The sequence below is a fragment of the Pseudomonas faucium genome (assembly GCF_021602585.1).
Taxonomy (GTDB): domain Bacteria; phylum Pseudomonadota; class Gammaproteobacteria; order Pseudomonadales; family Pseudomonadaceae; genus Aquipseudomonas; species Aquipseudomonas faucium.
This window is the reverse complement of the sequence record NZ_BQIP01000021.1, coordinates 19,251-40,163: the sequence shown is the minus strand read 5'-3', so window position 1 is coordinate 40,163 and position 20,913 is coordinate 19,251. Positions and strand designations below refer to the sequence as shown.

12 protein-coding genes are annotated in these 20,913 nt (G+C 66.3%); 4 read left to right on the top strand and 8 right to left on the bottom strand.

Going from position 1 to position 20,913, the window contains the following annotated elements; translation table 11 throughout:
* The first annotated feature begins 157 nt into the window (after positions 1–157).
* Entirely contained in the window at positions 158–5,023 is a 4,866-nt protein-coding gene (locus L6D75_RS21180; protein WP_176515229.1) for a dermonecrotic toxin domain-containing protein, read from the top strand.
* Between the two features lie 6 nt (positions 5,024–5,029).
* Here L6D75_RS21180 and L6D75_RS21175 read toward each other — a convergent pair whose 3' ends face one another.
* Complete coding sequence (locus L6D75_RS21175) at positions 5,030–7,534, bottom strand: UvrD-helicase domain-containing protein (RefSeq protein ID WP_236193797.1); 2,505 nt, start codon at positions 7,532–7,534, stop codon at positions 5,030–5,032.
* 186 nt (positions 7,535–7,720) lie between these two features.
* Here L6D75_RS21175 and L6D75_RS21170 point away from each other — a divergent pair, with 186 nt between their 5' ends.
* Positions 7,721–8,419, top strand: coding sequence for a pirin family protein (locus L6D75_RS21170; protein ID WP_236193795.1), 699 nt, complete (start codon positions 7,721–7,723; stop codon positions 8,417–8,419).
* Between the two features lie 120 nt (positions 8,420–8,539).
* Here L6D75_RS21170 and pgm read toward each other — a convergent pair whose 3' ends face one another.
* The 6 genes from pgm to L6D75_RS21140 form a co-directional block, all read right to left on the bottom strand.
* Positions 8,540–10,177 carry a phosphoglucomutase (alpha-D-glucose-1,6-bisphosphate-dependent) gene (gene pgm / locus L6D75_RS21165; RefSeq protein ID WP_236193793.1) on the bottom strand — a complete coding sequence of 546 codons (1,638 nt, stop codon included), beginning with the start codon at positions 10,175–10,177 and terminating at the stop codon, positions 8,540–8,542.
* Between the two features lie 85 nt (positions 10,178–10,262).
* On the bottom strand, positions 10,263–12,524 hold the full coding sequence (locus L6D75_RS21160; protein ID WP_176517862.1) for an ATP-dependent DNA helicase: 2,262 nt from the start codon (positions 12,522–12,524) through the stop codon (positions 10,263–10,265).
* The gene (locus tag L6D75_RS21155; protein WP_176517863.1) at positions 12,521–14,170 is read right to left on the bottom strand and encodes a VRR-NUC domain-containing protein; all 1,650 of its coding nucleotides are present in this window, start codon (positions 14,168–14,170) and stop codon (positions 12,521–12,523) included. The genes L6D75_RS21160 and L6D75_RS21155 overlap by 4 nt, the downstream gene beginning before the upstream one ends.
* Before the next feature lie 126 nt (positions 14,171–14,296).
* Positions 14,297–15,616 carry an aminotransferase class I/II-fold pyridoxal phosphate-dependent enzyme gene (locus tag L6D75_RS21150; protein WP_176517864.1) on the bottom strand — a complete coding sequence of 440 codons (1,320 nt, stop codon included), beginning with the start codon at positions 15,614–15,616 and terminating at the stop codon, positions 14,297–14,299.
* Entirely contained in the window at positions 15,616–16,968 is a 1,353-nt protein-coding gene (locus L6D75_RS21145; protein ID WP_176517865.1) for a hypothetical protein, read from the bottom strand. Before L6D75_RS21145 ends, L6D75_RS21150 begins: the two co-directional genes overlap by 1 nt.
* 488 nt (positions 16,969–17,456) lie before the next feature.
* Positions 17,457–18,479, bottom strand: coding sequence for a zinc-dependent alcohol dehydrogenase family protein (locus L6D75_RS21140; protein ID WP_176517866.1), 1,023 nt, complete (start codon positions 18,477–18,479; stop codon positions 17,457–17,459).
* A 206-nt stretch (positions 18,480–18,685) separates the two neighbouring features.
* Between L6D75_RS21140 and L6D75_RS21135 the strand changes: the two genes are divergently transcribed.
* Positions 18,686–19,600 (top strand): LysR family transcriptional regulator, encoded by a 915-nt coding sequence (locus L6D75_RS21135; protein WP_236193791.1) that lies wholly within the window; start codon positions 18,686–18,688, stop codon positions 19,598–19,600.
* An 11-nt stretch (positions 19,601–19,611) separates the two neighbouring features.
* On the opposite strand, the gene L6D75_RS21130 is transcribed toward L6D75_RS21135, so the two are convergent.
* Positions 19,612–20,136 carry a hypothetical protein gene (locus tag L6D75_RS21130; RefSeq protein WP_176517867.1) on the bottom strand — a complete coding sequence of 175 codons (525 nt, stop codon included), beginning with the start codon at positions 20,134–20,136 and terminating at the stop codon, positions 19,612–19,614.
* Positions 20,137–20,340: 204 nt separating this feature from the next.
* Here L6D75_RS21130 and L6D75_RS21125 point away from each other — a divergent pair, with 204 nt between their 5' ends.
* The gene (locus tag L6D75_RS21125; protein WP_176517868.1) at positions 20,341–20,754 is read left to right on the top strand and encodes a low affinity iron permease family protein; all 414 of its coding nucleotides are present in this window, start codon (positions 20,341–20,343) and stop codon (positions 20,752–20,754) included.
* The last annotated feature ends 159 nt before the right edge of the window (positions 20,755–20,913 follow it).

Genomic DNA, 20,913 nt, shown 5'->3' with positions numbered 1-20,913 from the left:
GTCAGGCCGGCACCCTACCATGGCCCAGCCGGCCGGCCGCCGCTGGCCCCTCGCCGACAGCCGCATGTGCGTGACCGACGCCCCTCACGCAACTAATTACCGCACGCCAAGCGCTCTGCTGCGGCCCCATGGCGCCTCCTTCGACTGGAGAAACGCCATGACTTACACGCCGTACCACCACGCCCAGATCCTGCGTACCCTGCCTGGCTGGAGCAAGGCCCTGCACCCGGATCATGCCAGCCGCATCGTGCAGAGCCTGCGCAAGGAGTACCTGGACGCCGACGGTGCCGCCTATCCCTGGTACACCGCCGCGGACACGCCCACCCGCCAGGCACTGCAGCGTGCCATCGCCCAGCGTGACGCCAGCCACCAGGCGTTGCAGGCGGCCTTGGGTGCCCTGCAGAATCTCGCCACGTTCTGCACGCCGCTGCTGCAACAGCAGTTGAACCTGAACATCCCGGTTGACCAGGCGCAGTACGTGTACCAGCCCACCGAGGTGAAACTTCCCTTTGGCGTGCCCCCTGGGTCTCGCCCCCCATCGGAGCTCAACGAAATCGTGCCTAAGGGCCCTGCGCAGTATCGCAGCCTGCTGGAAGCCGCCCTGCACAACTTCGAAGGGCCCGCCGACACCACCTCGTTCAGCCGCCTGCAGCGCAGCCGCCAGGACATCCTGCCAATCGAGGGCCTGAGCCTCGGCGACTTCATCGAACAGACCCGTGCGCTGGACCTGGGCCAGCGTTATCAAGCGCATCTGGACGCCATCTTCGAAGGCCCCGAAAAAAGCCGGCTGCATGAGCTGGCCGTAGCCGCACGGCGCGATGCGTTTCGGGTACAGGTGCACATCGCCGCCTGCAAGGGCCAGCTTGGCGCCACCGCCTCGGCCGCACTGCACCAACTGTGTGCCGGCGAAGCCGAGCCCACTTATGAAGGCCGCCCCCTGCGCTGCTGGCAGGTGCAGCTGCTTGGCACGCCCATCCATGAAATGCTGTTCATCGCACCTGAAGAAAACCGCAGCCATGACCCGGTGTTCCTCTTTAACCCCGCAGATGAAGACTCGGTCAATGGTTTCGCCTCCCTGGGCGAGGCCTACCAGCATCTGCGTACCCAGCTGCTGAACAGCGACTACCGCCGACGCTTCGTGGCATTGGCCCTGCAAGCGCAGCAACCCGACCTGAACACGCGCCTGCAGCAGGCACTGTTCAGCAACGCCGACAAATTGCCCGACGAACCGCCGCAAGTGCGCGACTCGATCCACCTTGAAACCCAGGAGCACCCCCTGCCCACCCGCCCCTGGTCGGCACTGGAGGCAAACCACCTGGTGCGGCTCAGGGCAGATGCCCGCAAGATCGCCGTACCCACTGCCGATGTCGACGCCCAGGTACGCCTGCGCAACCTTGAGTACTGGTTCGACATCGGCCTGAACGTGGTCAACGTCGCGGCCATGTTCGTGCCCTGCCTGAACCCGATCATGCTCACCCTCGGTGCCTCGCAGGTCCTGCAGAGCGTGTTCGAGGGCGTCTCGGCCTGGGAGGACGGCGACAACGCCCAGGCCCTGGCGCAGCTGGAGTCGGTGTTGCTGAACGTCGCCGTGGTCGGTGCGATAGGCGCGGGGGGCGTTGCGCTGAAGGCCTCCGGTTTCGTCGACGGCCTGCAGAGCATCGTCAAAGACGGCAAGGAGCAACTCTGGAGCGGTACCTTGAAAGGCTATGCCAACGCCCAGTCGATTCCAGAACACCTCGAACCTGACGCCCAAGGCCGCTACACGCTCGATGGCCGCTACTACGTGCGAATGGAGGGCGAGCTGTTCGAACAGGTGCAACAGGACGGCCGCTGGCAGGTGAACCACCCGCAAGATCCACAGGCCTACCGGCCAGCGCTGCTGGGCAACGGCGAAGGCGCCTGGCGCACCGTTCATGAAAACCCGGCCGAATGGGACCAGCGCCGCTTGCTGCGGCGCCTGGGGCCGATCAGCGAAGGCCTGGATGACAGCGCGCTGAACGCCGCGATGCAATGCGCCGGGGAACACGCCGACACCCTGCGCCACGCCCAAGTCGGCGCACAACCCACCCCCGCCCTGCTCGCCGATATCCTCGACCGACTCAGGTCCACCCGCCAGGTGGACGACATCATCGACCGTGTGCGCCATGACAAGCCGCTTGCTGCCTACAAGAACTTCGCGCTACCGAGCATCACCGAGCTCGAAGACTGGCCCCTGCAGCACGTGATCAAAGCCTACAGCGGGCCGGAAAGCTGGGGAGACTACACGCGCTACGGCACAGCGGATGAAGCCTACCCGGTGCAGATCGAGATCAACCGCAGCGAACTGGAGAACGGCCAGCTCAGCGCACGGATCGTGGCGCAACTGGATGAGCAAGCCATCAACGAGCTGGGGCTGCAAGGTAGCGACGCGGCCGCCCAGGCCAAGGCGTTGAGCGATAAACTCGCTCGCCACCTTCAAAGCAATCGCCAAGCGCTGTTCGAGCGCCTTTACACCCGTCATGCAAGCGCCCTGTCCCAGGAGGCCCAGGTCATTGCCGGGCAGTTTCCCGGCGTGCCCCACCGAGCCCTCCAGCAGGTCATGGCCAGGATCAGCGCCAGCGAGCGCCAGCACCTGGGCAATGGCCGAGTCCCCCTGCGCGTTGCTGAGGAAGCCCGGGCACTGCAGGCCCATGCCCGATTGAACAAGGCACTGCTGGGGCTGTACCGGCCAGAACTGGCCAACGCCGACAGCGCAACGCTCGATGCGGCCCTGAAGGCCGAGCAACCCGACGCCGATGCCCAGCAACGCTTCTACCGCGCTGCCGCCGACCGCGCCCATGCGGCCAAGCTGATCGGCCAGCAACCGATCCGGCCAGGCTACCGTTCGCCCATGCGCCTGGCGGATGGCCGCGCGGGTTATCCGCTCAGTGGCCGGCGGCCCTTCGCCAACCCGGCGCAGCGGCAGCTACGCGCACTGTATCCGGGCCTGCCCGAGCCTGAGCTCAGCGCATTGCTGCGTCAGCTGCGCCAACGCGGCAATCTCGCCGAGCAAATTCGTGCACTGCAATTCGAGCGAGACACACTCGCCGATGCCTTGCGCCAATGGCAGGAACAAGCGCCCGAGCCAGAGCGCGCCAGGCGCGCCTCGGCGAGCGATCTGTTCAACCGCGCCTGGCGCCGGGACGACCCAGACAGCCTGAACCTGGAAACCCTGGAGATCGGGGGCCTGCCCTCGCTGCCGGCGCGCTTCGACCACATCAGCTCGGTGAATATCCGCAACATCGGCATCAGCACCCTGCCCGCGGACTTCTTCCAGAGCTTCCCCTCGCTGCGCACGCTTCGCGTCGCGCAAAGCCCGGAGCTGGACTTCGAACAGCTGTTCGCGGCGCTCGCCTACACCCCGCAGTTGGAAGTGCTGGAGCTGGGCAACAACCAGCTCGATGCCCTGACCGCGAGCATGCGCCAGCGCCTGGCTGGGTTGACCCGCTTGTGCCGGTTGAACTTACGCCTCAACCAGATACGGCTGACGGATGCAGATCTGCAGACCTTTTCCCAACTGCCCATCGAATACCTTGATCTGGAAAACAACCAGATCGCCCTGACACCAGACCTGGCCGCGCGCTTCTCCAGCCTGGCCCACCTGCGCGAGCTGCGCCTGACCAACAACCCCCTGCAGCACGCACCGGATGTGACCGGCTTGGCCCAGCTGGCCAACCTGCAACTGCGCAACTGCCTGTTGCACAGCTGGCCAAACGGGCTCACGGCGCTGATGACTCGGGCCGACCTGCAACTGCGCACGCTCGGCCTGAGCTACAACCCGATCGCCGCGCTGCCAGACCTCGAGCCAATTCTCGCCAGCCCGTTCGCCCAGGCTCTACGCACTGCTCGCGAAGATGGCGGGTGGGACTTCAATTCCAATGAACTGGACGAGCAAAGCAATCGCAGGTTGCGTGCCGCGGGTGTGGAAATCGACAGCGACAGCGAACTGTCGGACGCCAGCGAAGACTTCTGGCCGCAGCACGCCAGCCCGGATCGGCGCGCGCTCTGGGACGATCTGTTCGCGGACAATGCCAACCCTCATCTGCGCGACGTCGTGGAACGTGTCGCAGGTTCGGCGCAGGCCCGGGACAACCTGCCGGAGATGACCACCCAGGTCTGGCAGTTGCTGGAACAGGCCGGCAGGGATCAAGCGCTGCGCAGCCACCTGGAGACGGTCGCGCAAGAATACCCACCGACCTGCGGTGATGCCGGTGCCGATGGCTTCAGCGCCCTCGAGCTCGAAGTGCTGGCCTTCAGGGAGCTTGCCCAGGAAGCCGACCGCCCCTACTACCTGTTCAATTTCTTCAGAAGGCTCTATCGCCGCGAAATGGTCAACGCACTGGCCGAGCGGATCCAGCTCGCCCGCCTGGCACGACAGGCACGCTTGCTGGAACTGGAGCGCCTGCCGCCCGAAGCGCCGCTTGAAGACCTGGCCCTGCCTGCCCTGGATGAACTCGATCGGCTGGCTGACGATCACCTGTTGCTCGGCGGCACGGACCTGATCGAAATCCGCCTGGCATTGCGCCAATCGTTGGCATTCACGCTGGATTTCCCGGAAACCAGCCAAGGCATGCTCTACCGCGCCGAGGCGATGGTTTCAGGGCACGTGACAAGAGCCGTCGAAGATGCGGTGCTCGCGCTCGACCAGACAGCCGCCGAGCGCCGGGCCTGGGTGGCACGCCTGCCCACCTGGCAACGCTATCTCGGCCAGCACTTCGCCGCACAGTTCGCGGCCTTCGACGAACGCTGGTACCAGGGCCTGCAGTACCTGGACTACTGCCTGGACGCTGAAAACGAAGCGGTGGCCTCGCTGGATCAGGCGGTGTTGCAGGCGATCACCGACGTGATGCCCCAGCCGCCGCTGGATGAAACCGGCCAATTGCGCAGGATGGACCTCGACAGCCAGGCCTACGACCAGGCCAGCCGGCGCCTGAACGCCGGCCGCGACCTGGCTCGCCAGGCCTTGTTCGAGCAACTGACCGGCGAGCAGGACCCCAACAACTAAGGCCCGCTACTGGCCGCGCAGGTCTTCGAAGTACACCTGCCGGCCATCCACCTGGCTCGACGCACGCGGCGCCGCCGCCACTTCGCCGTTGGACGCCTCCACATGCCAGTAGCAGTGCCTGACCGCGCGGGTAACCGCCACGTAGGCCAGGCGCTGCACCTCCTCCTTCTGCGCCGTGTCGAACGGCTGGGCATCGCCGGCACGCCCCAGGCCGGCCTGGCGATACACCTGGTTCTTGTAGGGCGAGCTGGTCAGGTACTGGCAGTCGCCCAGCATGAACACGGCATCGGCCTGCAGGCCCTTGGCGCTGTGGTAGGTGAGCTGGCGCAGGCGGCGCTGCTCAGGCGCTAGCGCAGCCTCGGCCTGCAGCACCGGCTGCAGGTGCTCGCCCATCAGGGCTTTGTCGCTGCCTTTGCGGTACAGCATCATCACCGATTCGCCGCGCTGGTAATGCTCGATCAGCGTTTGCCCCAACGCCGCCTCGTCGCGCTCGAACACTTTCACCGGCGAGCCTGCAAGCTGTGCCGCAGGCCCGGCAGCGCGGGCTTTCTTGCCTGCGATGGCCGGCGTGCCCTTGACCAGGTGCTCGGCGGCGTCGATCACCTGCTGCTGGCAGCGGTAGTTGTCGACCAGCATCACCCGGGTGTTGGCCGGCGACGGGAAGGCCTTGGCGAACTCCATGAAATACTTCGGCGAACTGCCGCGCCAGCCATAGATCGACTGCCAGTCATCGCCCACGCACATCAGCGAGGAATGCTGGGCGTGGCGCCCGGTGTGCATGGCCGGGCCGCGCCGGCGGATTTCGGCGAGGCTGGCGCGCAGCCAGCTGACGATCTGCGGCGATACGTCCTGGAACTCGTCGATCATCAGGTGCGCCAGCGGGCGCAGCAGCGGGTCTGGCAGCAGTTGCAGGTTTTCCGGGTTGTTCTCGCCGAACAGGGCGAACATGCGGTTGTAGCTCATCACCGGCGGCGACTGGCTCAGCAGGTGGGCCTCCAGCGCTTTCCAGTACAGCGCCAGGGCCTCGAAGAACAGCGCGTCGGGATCGCCGGTGGGGAAGCTCATCGCGGCCACCGCGCTGTTCACCTCCAGGCCCAGGTTCTCGATGAAGTTGGCGGCGCCGACGAAGGCGTCCAGCAACGGCGCCGGGGCCAGTTCGCCCTTGACCTTGTATTCGAAGCCAGGGCCAGCCACTGCATCGCCCGCCAAGGAGGCCGCCAGGCGCCGGGCCATGGCGTAGTTATCCAGCCAGATCAATGGCTTATCGCAGAAAGCTTGAAGCAGCGTGCGTTTCACCGCCCACTCCGCGCGCACCGCAAGCTTGGCCCCTGGGCGCTGGTACTGGGCGCTTTCGGAGGGGTCGAAGCCCAGCACCACCCAGGCATCGAGCCCTTCCAGGCGGCCATGGACGTGGAAGCGACTGCCGCGGATCTCGAGCGTTTCGCGGCACGGCTCGATGCCCTTGATCGGCCAGGCGCCGGCGGCGAACCACAGATCCTCGATCACATCGCACAGTTCTTCGTCGCGCTGGGCCGCCAGCTGCGTCACCTGCACGCGCTTCTGCACGTCGGGGTGGTCCGGGTCCAGCGGCTTGAGCTGCAAGGCTTCACGGCGCAGGGTGGCGATGATCTGGGCAAAGCGCGGGCTTTCGCCGAGCAGGTCGTGGTAGCACAGGTTGAGCTGCTGGCGCTGGGCGTCGTTCAGGCGCAGGTCGAACGGGTTGCTGTCGGCTTCGGCTTCCTGCCCGGCCGGCATCTCGTTGCCCAGGGTCTCGAACGCACGCAGCTGGCCGAAGCCCGGCAGGCTGCGCACCAGCGGCAGGATGCGCGAATGGAAGGTGCGCACCAGTTCGCGGGCGCGGGCCGCTGGCAGGTCGAGCTGCCACAAGGCGAACACCTGCACCAGGCGCTTGATGAAGTCCTTGCGCGACTCGCGGGTGAAGGTGACCACGGTCATGGCGTCCAGCTCGTAGCCCAGGTAGTGGCGCAGCAGCAGGATGCGCAGCACCAGCGAGGTGGACTTGCCCGCCCCGGCCCCTGCGACCACGCAGGTGGAGGGCGTGTCGCTGAAGATCAGCTTCCACTGCGCGGCGCTGGGCTGGGCCTCGGCGGGCAGGCGTTGGGCCACGTCGGCCTTGAAGCGCTTCTTCAACTCGGCGGTCAGCGGCAGGCGCCAGTCGTCGAACAACTTGTCGTCCTGGCCGGGCACGGCGGCGATGTCGGGGCGCGAATCGCGGATCACCAGCACCTGGCGGCCGGCTTCGTAACCCTCCACCCGCCCCTGCTCGAAGCCTTCGCGCACACCATCGGCATGGCCGCTGCGCTGGCCACTGGCGTGGCCGTGAAACCAGGAGTCGCGATGTTGCGCCTGCAGGCCGGTCAGGCCACGGCCAAACAGGCGCGCCAGCAGGCGACGAAACCAGGGCAACTGGGCGGGCGGGGTCAGTTCGGCGAGGGCCTGGGGTTGCTCGTGGGCCACGGTCACTCCGTTGAAATTCCAATCAGCGGGCATGTTCGCCCCATCTGCCAAAAATCGCCAGCGAATGCTTGCAGATCAGTGGATTAGGCGACGAACCGGAGAATGAATCGCGGATACAAATATCGATTTAAGCGATGATAATAAGCCGATATTTACGCTTATTTTCGATCTTTCTTTGGCGCATCATGGCTCCATTCCACCGCTTCAAGGAGCACGACCATGCTGCAACTGCGACCCTTCGAAAGCCTGGGCCATGCCAACCACGGCTGGCTCGACGCCCACCACCACTTCTCGTTCGCCGAGTACCACGACCCGGCGCGCATGCACTGGGGCAACCTGCGGGTCTGGAACGACGACCTGATCGCCGCGGGCAGCGGTTTCCCGCCGCACCCGCACCGCGACATGGAAATCATCACCTATGTGCGCGAAGGGGCCATCACCCACCAGGACAACCTGGGCAACAAAGGCCGCACCGAGGCCGGTGACGTGCAGGTGATGAGCGCCGGCAGCGGCATCGTGCACAGCGAGTACAACCTGGAGAAGGTCGACACGCGGATCTTCCAGATCTGGATCATCCCGGAGCGCGTGGGCGATGCACCGTCGTGGGGCACGCGGCCATTCCCCAAAGGTGAACGTGGCGAAGGCTTCGTGACCCTGGCCAGCGGCCGCGCCGGCGATGAGGACAGCCTGCAGATTCGCACCGATGCACGGCTGCTGGCGGCGACGCTGAAAGCGGGCGAAACGGCCGAATACCGCTTCGATGCCGGGCGCCGGGGTTACCTGGTGCCGGCCAAGGGGCTGGTGGAGGTCAACGGGGTGCAGGCCAAGGCCCGGGATGGGCTGGCCATCGAGGATGAAGCAGTGCTGCGGGTGACCGCAGTGCAAGACAGCGAGATCGTGCTGGTCGATGTCGCTTGAGTGACCGGGGCCGCTTAGCGGCCTCATCGCCGGCAAGCCGGCTCCCACAGGGTTAATCGTTCTGTGGGAGCCGGCTTGCCGGCGATGAGGCTGCAAAGCAGCCCCCGGCTCACCCCTCAATCAGGCAATCGCGGCATCCACCAACACCTGCGCTTCTGCCACCAGGCGCTGCAGGTGCGCCTCGTCGATGAAGCTCTCGGCGTAGATCTTGTAGATATCCTCGGTGCCCGAAGGCCGCGCGGCGAACCAGCCGTTGGCGGTCATCACCTTCAGGCCACCAATCGCCTGGCCGTTGCCCGGCGCGTGGCTGAGGATCTGCACGATCGGCTCGCCGGCAAGCTCGGTGGACTTCACCTGCTCCGGCGCCAATTTGCTCAGCAGTGCTTTCTGCCGTGGGTCGGCCTTGGCCTCGACCCGCGTGGCGAACGGCTTGCCCAGCGCCGCGGTGAGGTCGGCATAGGCCTGGCTCGGGTTGCGCCCGGTGCGTGCGGTCATCTCGGCCGCCAGCAGCGCCGGAATCAGGCCGTCCTTGTCGGTCGCCCAGACCGAACCGTCCCTGCGCAGGAACGAAGCACCCGCGCTCTCCTCGCCGCCAAAGCCCAACGAACCGTCGAACAGGCCCTGGGCGAAGAACTTGAAGCCCACTGGCACTTCATACAGCTCGCGCCCCAGGCGCTCGGTCACCCGGTCGATCAGGCCGCTGGACACCACGGTCTTGCCCACGGCCGCGTCGCTGCGCCATTGCGGGCGGTTGCGGTACAGGTAGTCGATGGCCACGGCCAGGTAGTTGTTCGGCTGCAGCAGGCCATCGGCGGTGACGATGCCGTGGCGGTCGTGGTCCGGATCGCAGGCGAAGGCCACGTCGAAACGCTCGCGCAAGCCAATCAGGCCCTGCATGGCGTAAGGCGAGGATGGGTCCATGCGGATCTGCCCGTCCCAGTCCACGGTCATGAAGCGGAAGGTCGGGTCGACCTCGGTGTTGACCACTTCCAGGTTCAGTTGATAGCGCTCGGCGATCGCCGACCAGTAGCGCACCCCTGCCCCGCCCAGCGGGTCGACGCCCAGGCGTAGGTTGGCGGAGCGGATCACCTCGAAATCGATGACATTTTCAAGGTCGGCCACGTAATGCGTGACGTAGTCATGGCGCTGGGTGGTCGCGGCCTGCAGCGCCTGGGCGTAGGCCATGCGCTTGACCCCGGCCAGGTCCGCCGCCAGCAGTTCGTTGGCCTTGGCCTCGATCCACTTGGTCACGTCGCTGTCGGCCGGGCCGCCATTGGGCGGGTTGTACTTGAAGCCGCCGCTTTGCGGTGGGTTGTGCGAGGGGGTGATGACGATGCCGTCGGCCAGGCCCTGGGCGCGGCCACGGTTGTAGCAGAGGATGGCGTGGGACACCGCCGGCGTCGGGGTGTACTCATCGTCCTTGGACAGCATCACCTGCACGCCATTGGCCGCCAGCACTTCCAGGGCACTGGCGGCGGCCGGGGCGGACAGCGCGTGGGTGTCGGCGCCGATGAACAGCGGGCCATCGATGCCCTTTTCCTGGCGGTACAGGCAGATGGCCTGGGTGATCGCCAGCACGTGGTTTTCGTTGAAGCTCAGGTCGAACGAACTGCCACGGTGCCCCGATGTGCCGAAGGCCACGCGCTGGGCCGCCACGGCGGCGTCGGGGCGGCCGGTGTAGTAAGCGGTGAGCAGGCGGGGGATATCGACCAGCACGCTGGCCGGAGCCGGCTTGCCTGCCAAAGGACTGAGCGTCATGCAAAAACCTCGAGTTCAACGAATGTTGGGGTTGGAACACGCAGTGTACTGGGAGTTGCAAAGCCGCGCGACGGCCCGTCGGGGATTATTCGCTGGCCGTTCGCCACCAGCTGGGAAACATCTGCTGCACCCGGGCTTCGGCGAAGCGCTGGTCGATCAGCACCAGCACGCCGCGGTCCTGGTCGCCGCGAATTACGCGGCCTGCCGCCTGGATCACCTTGCGCACGCCGGGGTACAGGTAGGCATAGTCGAAGCCTGCGCCAAACTGGCGGCCCAGGCGCTGCTTGAACTGCTCGTTGACCGGGTTGACCTGGGGCAGCCCGAGGGTGGCGACGAAGGCGCCGATCAGGCGCGTGCCGGGCAGGTCCACGCCTTCGCCGAAAGCGCCGCCGAGCACGGCAAAACCGACCCCCTGGCCATCGGCCACGAAGCGTTCGAGAAACCCCTGGCGCGCGGCTTCGTCCATGCCGGGCGCCTGGGCCCACAGCGTGATGCCCGGGTGCTGCTCGGCCAGCAGGCCGGCCACTTGCTGCAGGTATTCGAAGCTGCTGAAGAACGCCAGGTAGTTGCCGGGCTGGCGCTGGTACTGCTCGGCAATCAGCGCGACGATCGGCGCCAGCGAGGCCTGGCGCTCGTGGTAACGGGTCGACACCTGGCTGGCGATGCGCACTTCGAGCTGCTCGGCCCGAAACGGCGCGGCCACCTCCAGCCAGGCGGTATCGGCCGGCATGCCCAGCAGGTCGGTGTAGAAATGCCGGGGGCTGAGAGTGGCGGAAAACAGCGTCACGCTGCGCGCCGCCTGCATGCGCGGGCCAAGCAGCCGGGCCGGGTTGACGTTGCGCAGGCACAAGGTGGCCAGCCGGCGCTTGCGCGGGCCCTCGCGCTGGGTGATGTCGAACAGGAAATGCTCGTCGAATAGCTCGGCAACCCGGCTGAACTGCAGGGCCTGGTAGAAAAACTGCAGCACCTGCGGGTCCAGCTCGGTGGGCTGCTGGTTGAGCCGCTCCTGGATCAGCCCGATGCATTGCTGCAACGCGCTCAACAACCCCTCGGGCAAGCGCTCGCTGGCTTCATACGGCGCCCGCTGCGCCTTGTACAGGGCATTCCATTGGCGGTTCAGGCGGTCCAGTGCGCTGGTCAGGCCCGGCGGTTTGCTCTGGCGCAGGGCGAGCAACTGGCCCTGGTCGAGGCTGGCGCTGTACATGCCACGGCCGCGCTCGACCAGGTTGTGCGCCTCGTCCACCAGCACCGCGACCCGCCACTGGTTGGCCTGGGCCAGGCCGAAGAGCAAGGCATGGGCATCGAAATAGTAGTTGTAGTCGGCGACCAGCACATCGACCCAGCGGGCCATCTCCTGGCCCAGGTAATACGGGCACACCTGGTGCGCCAGGGCCACCTCGCGCAGGGTGTCGCGATCGAGCAAGGGTTGCTGCGCCGCTGCCTCGCGTGCCGCCGGCAGGCGGTCGTAGAAGCCCTGGGCCAGCGGGCAGGACTCGCCGTGGCAGGCCTTGCCCGGGTATTCGCAGGCCTTGTCCCGGGCGATCAGCTCCAGGGTACGCAGGGCCGGCTGGGGCGACGCCGCGTGCACCTGGCGCAGGGCATCCAGCGCCAACGCCCGGCCTGGGGTCTTGGCGGTCAGGAAGTACAGCTTGTCGAGCTGCTGCGGGACCATGGCCTTGAGCAGCGGAAACAGCGTCCCCAGGGTCTTGCCGATGCCGGTGCTGGCCTGGGCCATCAGGCAGCGCCCGGTGCTGACGGCCTTGTACAGGGTCTCGGCGAGCTGGCGCTGGCCCTGGCGAAACTGCGGGTAAGGGAACGCCAGGGCCTGCAAGCCCCGGTCGCGCTCGGCCAGGCGCTGCTCCTGGCCCTGGGCCCAGGCCAGAAAACGCCTGCACTGGGTTTCGAAGAATTCGCGCAGCACTTCGGCGCGGTAGGGCTCGCTGATCAGCGTCTGGCCGTCGTTGTCCACGTCCAGGTACACCAGCGCCACCTCGATGGCGGGCAACTGCCGCGCCTGGCACATCAGCCAGGCATAGACCTTGGCCTGGGCCCAGTGCAGCTGGCGATGGTTGGCGGGCTGGCGGGCGAGGTCGCCGCGGTAGGTCTTGATCTCTTCCAGGCGGTTGGCGACGGGGTCGTAGCCATCGGCGCGGCCGCGCACCTGCAGGCCTTGGTACTGGCCTTCGAGGGCCACTTCCGCCTCATAGCCCGCGGCACGCCGCGCCACGACCCGGCGGTGGCCTTCGATGCCCTCCTGGGCGGTGGGCGACGGCGTGAAGCGCAGGTCCAGGTCACCGACCTTGGCACTGAATTCGCACAAGGCGCGCACCGCCACCTTGTAACTCACGCCGGCTCGCTCCAGCGCACATGGCAGACCGCCACCTGCAGCCCGTGTTCGGCGCAGAAGGCCAGCCAGCGCAGTTGGTTGTCCTGCAGGCGATCGCCCGGCCCCTTCACTTCGACCATGCGGTAGGCCCCCTGCTCGGGCCAGAACTGGATCAGGTCGGGCATGCCGGCGCGGTTGTTGCGGATGTCCTGCAGCAGGCGCAGGAAGCACTGCTTCAGGTGCGCTGGCGGCAGGCAGGCCAGGGCCTGTTCGAGCAAGGCCTGGTCGAGCATCGGCCAGAACACGAACGGTGATTGCAAACCGTGCTTGGCGGCAAAGCAGTCGAGGATGGCCTGGCGGTGGCTGCCATCGTCGAGCCGCCCCAGGCAGGCGTCGAACAGCGCGGCGCGGCGCAGCTGGAAGTCGCTGTCGTGCAAGTCCTGCGGCGCGGCCTGGAACGGGTGGAAGAAGGCGCCGGGGATCGGCGCGAAAATCGCCTCCCAGCACAACAGCCCGAACAGGCTGTTGAGCAAGGTGTTTTCCACGTAGTGCACCTGCCCGCCGGCTTCAGCCAGGTGCTGGCGCACGGCCTCCTCGACGCCCAGCGCAGCGAGTTCACGCGGCAGTTCCAGCTCAATCAGGTGCGGCGCCGTGCTGCGCTGGCGCGGCTGTGCAGGCCCGCCGAGCTTGCGCGCCAGGCGCGGCAACATGCGCTGCAGGGCCTGCACTTCGAGGGCATTGGCGGGTGCGGCGGCCAGTTGCATGGCCAGTTCGTGGGCCTGGGGCCAGCACTCGCAGCGTTCCAGCACGCGCACCTGGCGGATGCGTGCTTGCGCATGGTTGCTGCGGGCATAGACCGCCAGGGCCAGGTCCCAGTCGCCCAAGCGTTCGCACTGCTGGCCCAGGGCGAACAGCAGCCGCCCGTGGCGCCGCGCCAGCCAGGGGTTGTCGCTGTGCCAGTGGGCCAGGCCCTCGAGGATCACCGCCGGCGCCTCGCCCTGCTCCAAGCGCACGGTGCAGTGGTGCAGGGCCATTGCCAGGTCGATTTCGCTGCGCTGCTGCAAGGCTCGGGAACCGGGGCTGAACGGCACTTGCTCGTAGCGCAGCAGGCCCAGGTCGGCCAGCACGAAGTCCGACCAGTCCTGGTACAGGTTGCCGAAGAACAGCAAGCGCATGCGGTCGCACAGCGGCTGCAGGCACCACTGCAAGATGCCCACCGGCGCTTCGGCGAACCAGTGCGCCAGCGGCCGGGGTGGCAAGGCCAGGGCTTGCAGCTGGGCGTACAGCTCGCTCTTGGCGGCGCGCGGCCGGCTCAGTTGCCCGGCGAAACCGTGGGCGAGTTCGTCCTTGCGCAGCAGCGCGAACAGCTGCTCCAGGCTCAATTGTTCGGGCTCGCGTACCCACCCCAACGCCTGCAGGGGCTGCAGTGCGTGCAAAGTATCGCCAATCTCGGCGTAGTCGAGCCGGTCACTGCGAAACAGCTCGCCCTTGCGCATCGCCATGCGCACCATCAGCGCCTGGGCCGGCTGCTCCAGGGCGGCGAAGGCCTGCAGAAAAGCCAGCTCCTGGGCGTCGAGCAGGTCGGCGTAGCGCTGTTCGACCCACTGCAATACCTGGCGGAAGTTGTGCAGGTAGTACAAAGGGTCTTCGACGGAATGGGCGATCACGGGCAAGGTCGGGCAGCAGGAATGGACACTGTTTATACATACAGATAACGCGCACTGGCAAGCGCCATGGATCGCATTCCCCCACGGCCGCGCATCGGCCGACGAAAGGTGCCTGCTGGCCCTTCTTCAGCCGCCTGGCATCGCCAGCGCTTCGCCCAACCTGCCCAAGGCCTCGGGCAGCGCACCCAACTGCTCCCCGGTCCAGGTCAGCAACAGGTAGTGCTGGTAGCGCCCCTGCAGGCTGAACTGCGACCCTGCCAGAACCAGCAACGCGGTGCCCGCCATCGCCGACTCCAGGCGCTGCGCCGGCACCGGCTGCAGCATGCGCACCCACACCCCATGGCCGCCTTCCGGCAAGTTGAAGGCCAATTGCCCACCCAGCTGTGCGTGCAATAGCTGGCAAAGTTGCCGCATCGCCTGGCCCAGCGCCACGCGCCGCCGGCTGAGGTGCTGGTCGATCTCGCCCTTCCCTAGCATCTGCGCCAGCGCCTGCTGGCGCAGCGGCGGCAACTGGTAGGCACGCCGGGCAAACGCTTCGCCCAGCACCGGGTGACGCCCCAGCACATAAGCGTAAGGCGCCTCGGCACCCACCGTGGCCTCCAGCGAACCCAGCACCAGCAACCAGCGCTGATCGACACGATCGCGCAGGCGCATGGCGGGTAACGCGGAAAAACAGCGTTCACTGTCCAGGTCGTTTTCCAGCAGCCACACCGGGTGCCCTGCCAGCATCCGGGCAACCTGCTGCTGATCCTGCACCGAGACCATCTGCCCGCCCGGCAGGCTCAGGCACGACGGCATGATCAGCATGCGCACCGAACCTTGCCCAAGCATCTGCGCAAGGCTTGCCAGGTCCAGGCCGCCCTGGCTGTCCCAGGGCACTTCCAGCACCTGCATGCCAAGGCGCTGCAACACCTGCAGCAGGCGCCAGCAGCAAGGTGACGCCACCACCACCGTGCCGCCCTGCAGCGCCAACGCCGTCAGCAGCGTTTCCAGCACGGCCTGCACGTCGGGGCCCAGGTGCACGTGGTCGGCCTTCCAAGGCGGGTGAGCCGCGCGGTTGTAGCGGTGGGCCAAGGCCTCGCGCAGGCGCACGCCTGCGCCGCCCGGCGCTACCGGCAAGGCTTGCGCACGTTGGCGCGCCAGGCGCCGTTCATGGGCGAACAGCGTGCGCTCCAGGCCCGACTGCAGCGGCTCGGTACTGCGCTGCACACGCGCCTGGGTGGTGTTCACGACAAGCTGGGCGAAGTAGCCAGATTTGGCCACCGAACGCACACGGCCCTCATTTTCCAGCAGGCCATACGCGGCCTGCACAGTGGCCAGCGACACCCGCAGGCGCCGGGCCAGGGTGCGCAACGACGGCAGGCGCTGCTCGCCGCCGCGTTGCGCCTGATCGACCAGCGCCTGCAAGTAGCGATACACCTTGTGGTAGGCGAACTCTCGCCCCATCAGCGGGCGGCCTCGCGAGCCAGCCAGCGCAGCTGCACATCACGCCGCGCCAGGCCCGTCAGCAGACCCCGGGTGGCGCTGTGCAGGCGCCCGCCATAGATGGCGCGCAAGTGCCCAAGGGCAAGGCCACTGGTGTTGACCAGCCAGTGCTTGACCGCATCCGGGCAGGTTTTGCCCTGCAGGGCGCGGTGCAGGTAAGGCAAGGCCACCAGCATGTCCGGGTGGCGACAGCGCAAGAAGCGCTCAAGGCCCCGGCCGCGCTCGGCGAACGGGCCATACAGCATGCAGATGAGCTGGGCCTGGTCGATGCCGTAGGCCTGGGTGAAACGCGCCTGTTGCGGCCCTGGCGGACTGCCCGGCGCCCGCTGTCCGACCAGGCGCAGGGCCTCGCGCCGCGGCGAAGGCGCCAGGCAGCGGGCGTGCAGGTCCTGCAACTGGGTCAGCGCCAGCGGGTCGAGGTAGGCTGCCAGTGGCGTGGCATCGTGGGCGGGCTCGGTACGGTGGCCTATCATGCGGTCGAGTTCACCTTCGTTCACCAACTGGGGCAACAGGTCGTCGATCGCCAGCAGCCTCAGCGGTGCCTGTTCGGGTTGCTCATGGCCGGGCATTTGCGGCTCACCCACCGGCAGGCTGGCCAGCCCATGCAATTGGCCCAGCCGCTCGGCCAGGGCCGCCAGGCAGGGCTGCTCGATGACCAGGCCGTTGTCCCCCGCCAGGCGCAGGCTCCGGCGCGCCCAGGCCAGGTAGCGGCGCCGCTGGCGCAAGGGCATGGCAGTGACCAGTGCGTCCGCACACGGCTGGCCTTCGCACGCCAGGCCCACCGCCGCCGCCAGCTCCAGGTGCAGCCGGCTGCCCAGCAGCGCCTCGGGCCGCGCGTCGGCCAGGTGGCCGAACAGCAGCAAGGCATCGCGGGCCAGCGGCCAGGGCTCGCCGACCCGGGGCTGGCGGTTGAAGGGTTCGACCATGCCGGTGTTGACCATCTGCAAGTCAACGCGCGGGTCGTCATGCATGAACAGCGCATCGAAATTGCGCTCGTGGTGCTGCAGCAAGGCGCCGCTGGCTGCCGGCAGGCCCACCACCCGCACCTGCAGCTGGAAGGTCATGGGCGCTCGCAGGGCGATGCTCAACTGCGCCGCACGCAAGATGGCCAGCAGGCGCGTGCTGCGGGTATCGGCGCCCTGCACCACCAGCAACCTGAAGGTGCCGATGTAATCCGGCCCTCCGGCCGCCAACAGCAGGCGCTGGATCAGCAGCTGCAAGGAAGCGCGCTGGGGTTGCGACATGTGGGCCAGCAAGCGTTCCAGAACTTGTTGGTAGATATAGTGCATTGCCTGATCGTGAATATTGCTCACGGCTTACCTCACTGCTTCAGTCATGCACCGCACAGCTAGTGTCTGCACGAACAATTGCGCGGTGAAATTAATCTGGGAAATTTCCTGTTTGAAGTCAGGAAAACTGAAGTAGCTAAACGCTGTCGCCAAGCCATGGAGAAAAAGCACCCCCTTCGCCCACCCACCGCCTGGCGCCCAGAGCCGCCGCGGGGCCTCGCCCTCTCCATCGCACGCTCCTTGCGTAAACTGTCATTGCGCCATTATCAAGTGTTGCCGAATGAATAAAAGATACAGACAGCGGTAAAAAAACCATGCAGGCTCAAGGACAAAACCAACCCACACAATCTCTTTATCCATAGGCGGCAGACGTTTGAAGGCAATAACATTGCGCAGCAATTTTCACTCGGAATGGATATAGGAAGATTGAACTTTAAATGTAGGAATTTTCTGTTTAACAGGCAGAAAAAACCCGGGACTCAGCCCGGGTCATTTTCAGCATGACAGCGCTTTCAGGGTTGCCCCATGTCCAGCACCACGCGCCCGCCACAAGGGCATTCGTCCATGCAGCGATGCGCCTCGACCACCTGGCTGAACGGAAACACCTTGATGATCTGCGGCGTCAGCAGCTGGTCGGCGGTGAACTGGTTGATGTCGCGCAAGGCCCGTTGCAAGGCCACCTGGTCCTGGCTGATGCCCAGCTCCGGCTTGCCGGTGAAGTTGCCGATGCAATGCACATAGAACTGGATGTTCTTCTGGAACGCCGCACAGGCCGGGAACGGCGTCTGGTTGCCGCCTTGCAGGCCATACAGTACCAGGCTGCCGCGCGGCGCCAGCACATCGCCGAGCAACGACATCTGCGGCCCGCCCATGCCATCGAGCACCATGTCCACGCCACGCCCGTCGGTGTACTTGCCCACCTGCATCAGCAGGTCCTGCTCTTCGGTAACGATCACCTTGTCGGCGCCCAGCCCCAGCAGGTATTCACGCTGCTCGGGCTCCTTGGTGGCGGCGAACACCTTGAGCCCCAGCGCCTTGCCCAGCTGCACGAAGGCAGGCCCGGCGCAGTGGCTGGCGTCGGTCACCAGGGCGGTCTGCCCGGCCTTGGCCCGGGCCAGGTCGACGTAGGCAAAGTAGGCGATGAGCAACGGCGTGTAGTGCACGCTGGCCTCGATCGGCGTGAGCACGTCGGGGTAACGGGTGATGGCCGTGCGCGGCAGCACGATCACATCGCCATACACCGGGTGCTCGTTGGCGCTGGCGGCCGGGAAGCTGGCCACCCGATCGCCCACCGCAATATCGTCGACACCCTCGCCGACCGCCGTCACCACGCCCGCCATCTCACTGCCGATCCCGGCTGGCAGGCGGGCCTGGGTCGGTGCCAGGTTCTGCCGCCAGAGCACGTCGTACCAGCTCACGCCGATCGCCTCGACGCGGATCTGCACCTCGCCGACGGCTGGAGACGGTTCGGCCTGCTCCTCGCAACGGAGCACATCGGCAGCGCCGAACTTGTGGAAACGGATCATGCGGGACATCGCATACCTCGCCTTTGTGAATCTCGTATTACCACGGACTTTATCCGGGCTTTAGCCGTTAGACCATCAGTGGCCGTTAATAGTCGACATGCCTGTCATCGATTGGGCACCTGACTTTGCTGTGCATTGGCCCCCGGAAATCGGTGCAGGGTAACAGCCTTTGGCCTTAAGATTCACCCCTGCCCCACTTTAGGCGAAGCACACCGATGAATCGAAACGACCTGCGTCGCGTAGACCTCAACTTGCTGATCGTGTTCGAAACCCTGATGCACGAGCGCAGCGTGACCCGCGCCGCCGAGAAACTGTTCCTCGGCCAGCCGGCGATCAGCGCGGCGCTGTCGCGCCTGCGCAACCTGTTCGACGACCCGCTGTTCGTGCGCACCGGCCGCAGCATGGAGCCTTCGGCGCGTGCCCACGAGATCTTCGCCCTGCTGTCGCCGGCGCTGGACTCGATCTCCACCGCGGTCAGCCGCGCCGCCGAGTTCGACCCGGCCACCAGCAACGCGGTGTTTCGCATCGGCCTGTCGGACGACGCCGAATTCGCCCTGCTGCCGCAACTGCTCAAGCGCATCCGCGCCGAGGCGCCCGGTATCGTGCTGGTGGTGCGCCGGGTCAACTACCTGTTGATGCCGACCTTGCTGGCCTCGGGCGAAATCTCGGTGGGCGTGAGCTACACCAGCGACCTGCCGGCCAACGCCAAGCGCAAGGTGCTGCGCCGTAGCATGCCCAAGCTGCTGCGCGCCGACAGCGTGCCCGGCAGCATCACCCTGGACGACTTCTGCGCCCGCCCCCATGCGCTGGTGTCGTTCGCCGGCGACCTGTCCGGGTTCATCGACGAAGCGCTGGAAGAAATCGGCCGCAAGCGCCATGTGGTGCTGGCGGTGCCGCAGTTCAACGGCCTGGGGAGCCTGCTGGCCGGCACCGATATCGTCGCCACGGTGCCGGACTACACCGCCGATGCGCTGACCGCCGCCGGCGGCCTGCGCGCCGAAGACCTGCCAATCGAGGTGCGCAGTTTCGAGCTGCACATGGCCTGGCGCGGGGCGCAGGACAACGACCCGGCGGAGCGTTGGCTGCGCTCGCGTATCCAGATGTTCTTCGGCGACCCCGACAGCCTGTGACAGGCCCGCCATCACGCCAACTGGATATAAACCGCGTAAATCCCCAGCAAGATCCAGAAGCCGAGAAAGATCCAAGGCGTGCGCAGCGAGAACAGCAGCGATTTGCGGTGCCCTTCCCGTGAAGTCTCAGCCTCGCAGAACAGCGGCGATTCGTCATACGCCAGGCCCATCATCGGCTCGCTGCGCAAAAGGTGGCTCTGCTTGAGCTGCCAGTGCTCGATGATCCGGTAGGCGGCGCGGATGCCTGGCCAGGCATTCAATGAGCTGAGCACGCCGAGCGATGCCAGAAACACCGGCATGAACAACGTGAACATCTCGCCCCAGCTGGGGTTGAGGTTGTTCATCGATGCCACGAAGGCAATGACCAGGAACGACTGAGCGGCCAGGTAGGCGTCGGTGCGGTTGGCCAGGATCGTGGTTTCGTACTGGATTTCGCGCCGGTAGAAATCCAGGCGCTCCTTGGGCGTGCCGAACATCCGCGCACTTTTCTGCTCGATCTCATGTTCAGGTGTGGCGGGCGTGATGATGCGAGGCACTCGGACACTCCAGGAAGTCGTTGGGCGTTGCCTGACCTGTGGATCTGGCCAGCACGCCACCATTCCCTACAGTGATGCCACGCCGGGCTGCTAAGTTCAGGTCAAAGTGCTTGCTGGGCGGATTTTCCATCGGCGGGCTAAATGTAAAAAAAAATTTCAACGCTCCGCCGTGGTCAGAATTTCAGACCGAGTTGGAGATTGACCATGAAATTTGCCCAGTTCTGCCAATGGCTTGCCAACAATGCCGGCAAGCCCAGTACGTTTCTGATTGCCGTCATCCTGATCGCCATGTGGGCAGCTTCCGGCCCGTGGTTCCATTACAACGATACCTGGCAGCTGATCATCAACACCTCCACGACCATCATCACCTTCCTGATGGTCTTCTTGATCCAGAACACGCAGAACAGGGACAACGACATCATCCATGTGAAGCTGGACGAGCTGATCCGCGCCACCCAGTCGGCAGAGCGCTCGGTGCTTGACCTGGAAGCCCTGGACAACAAAGACATCCGCAAACTGCGCAAGGAGTACCGCGCCATGGGCAGCGCCTGCGCGCCCTGCCCGCGGCCAGTGGCAGAGCCGTCGGCGGATGGCATGCGCGATAACCTGCAGCGCTAGCCAGCCGCTGCTCACGTGCAACGTTGTAGAAGCGCTGCTTGCCCCGCGAACACCGGCAAAGCCGGTGCCATGCACCGCACTGCCCGCTCACGCACCGCGCCGGAACTTTGCCGCCTTGTCGCCGGCCCCTATTGCAGGCCCATCAAAAAGGAGACACCC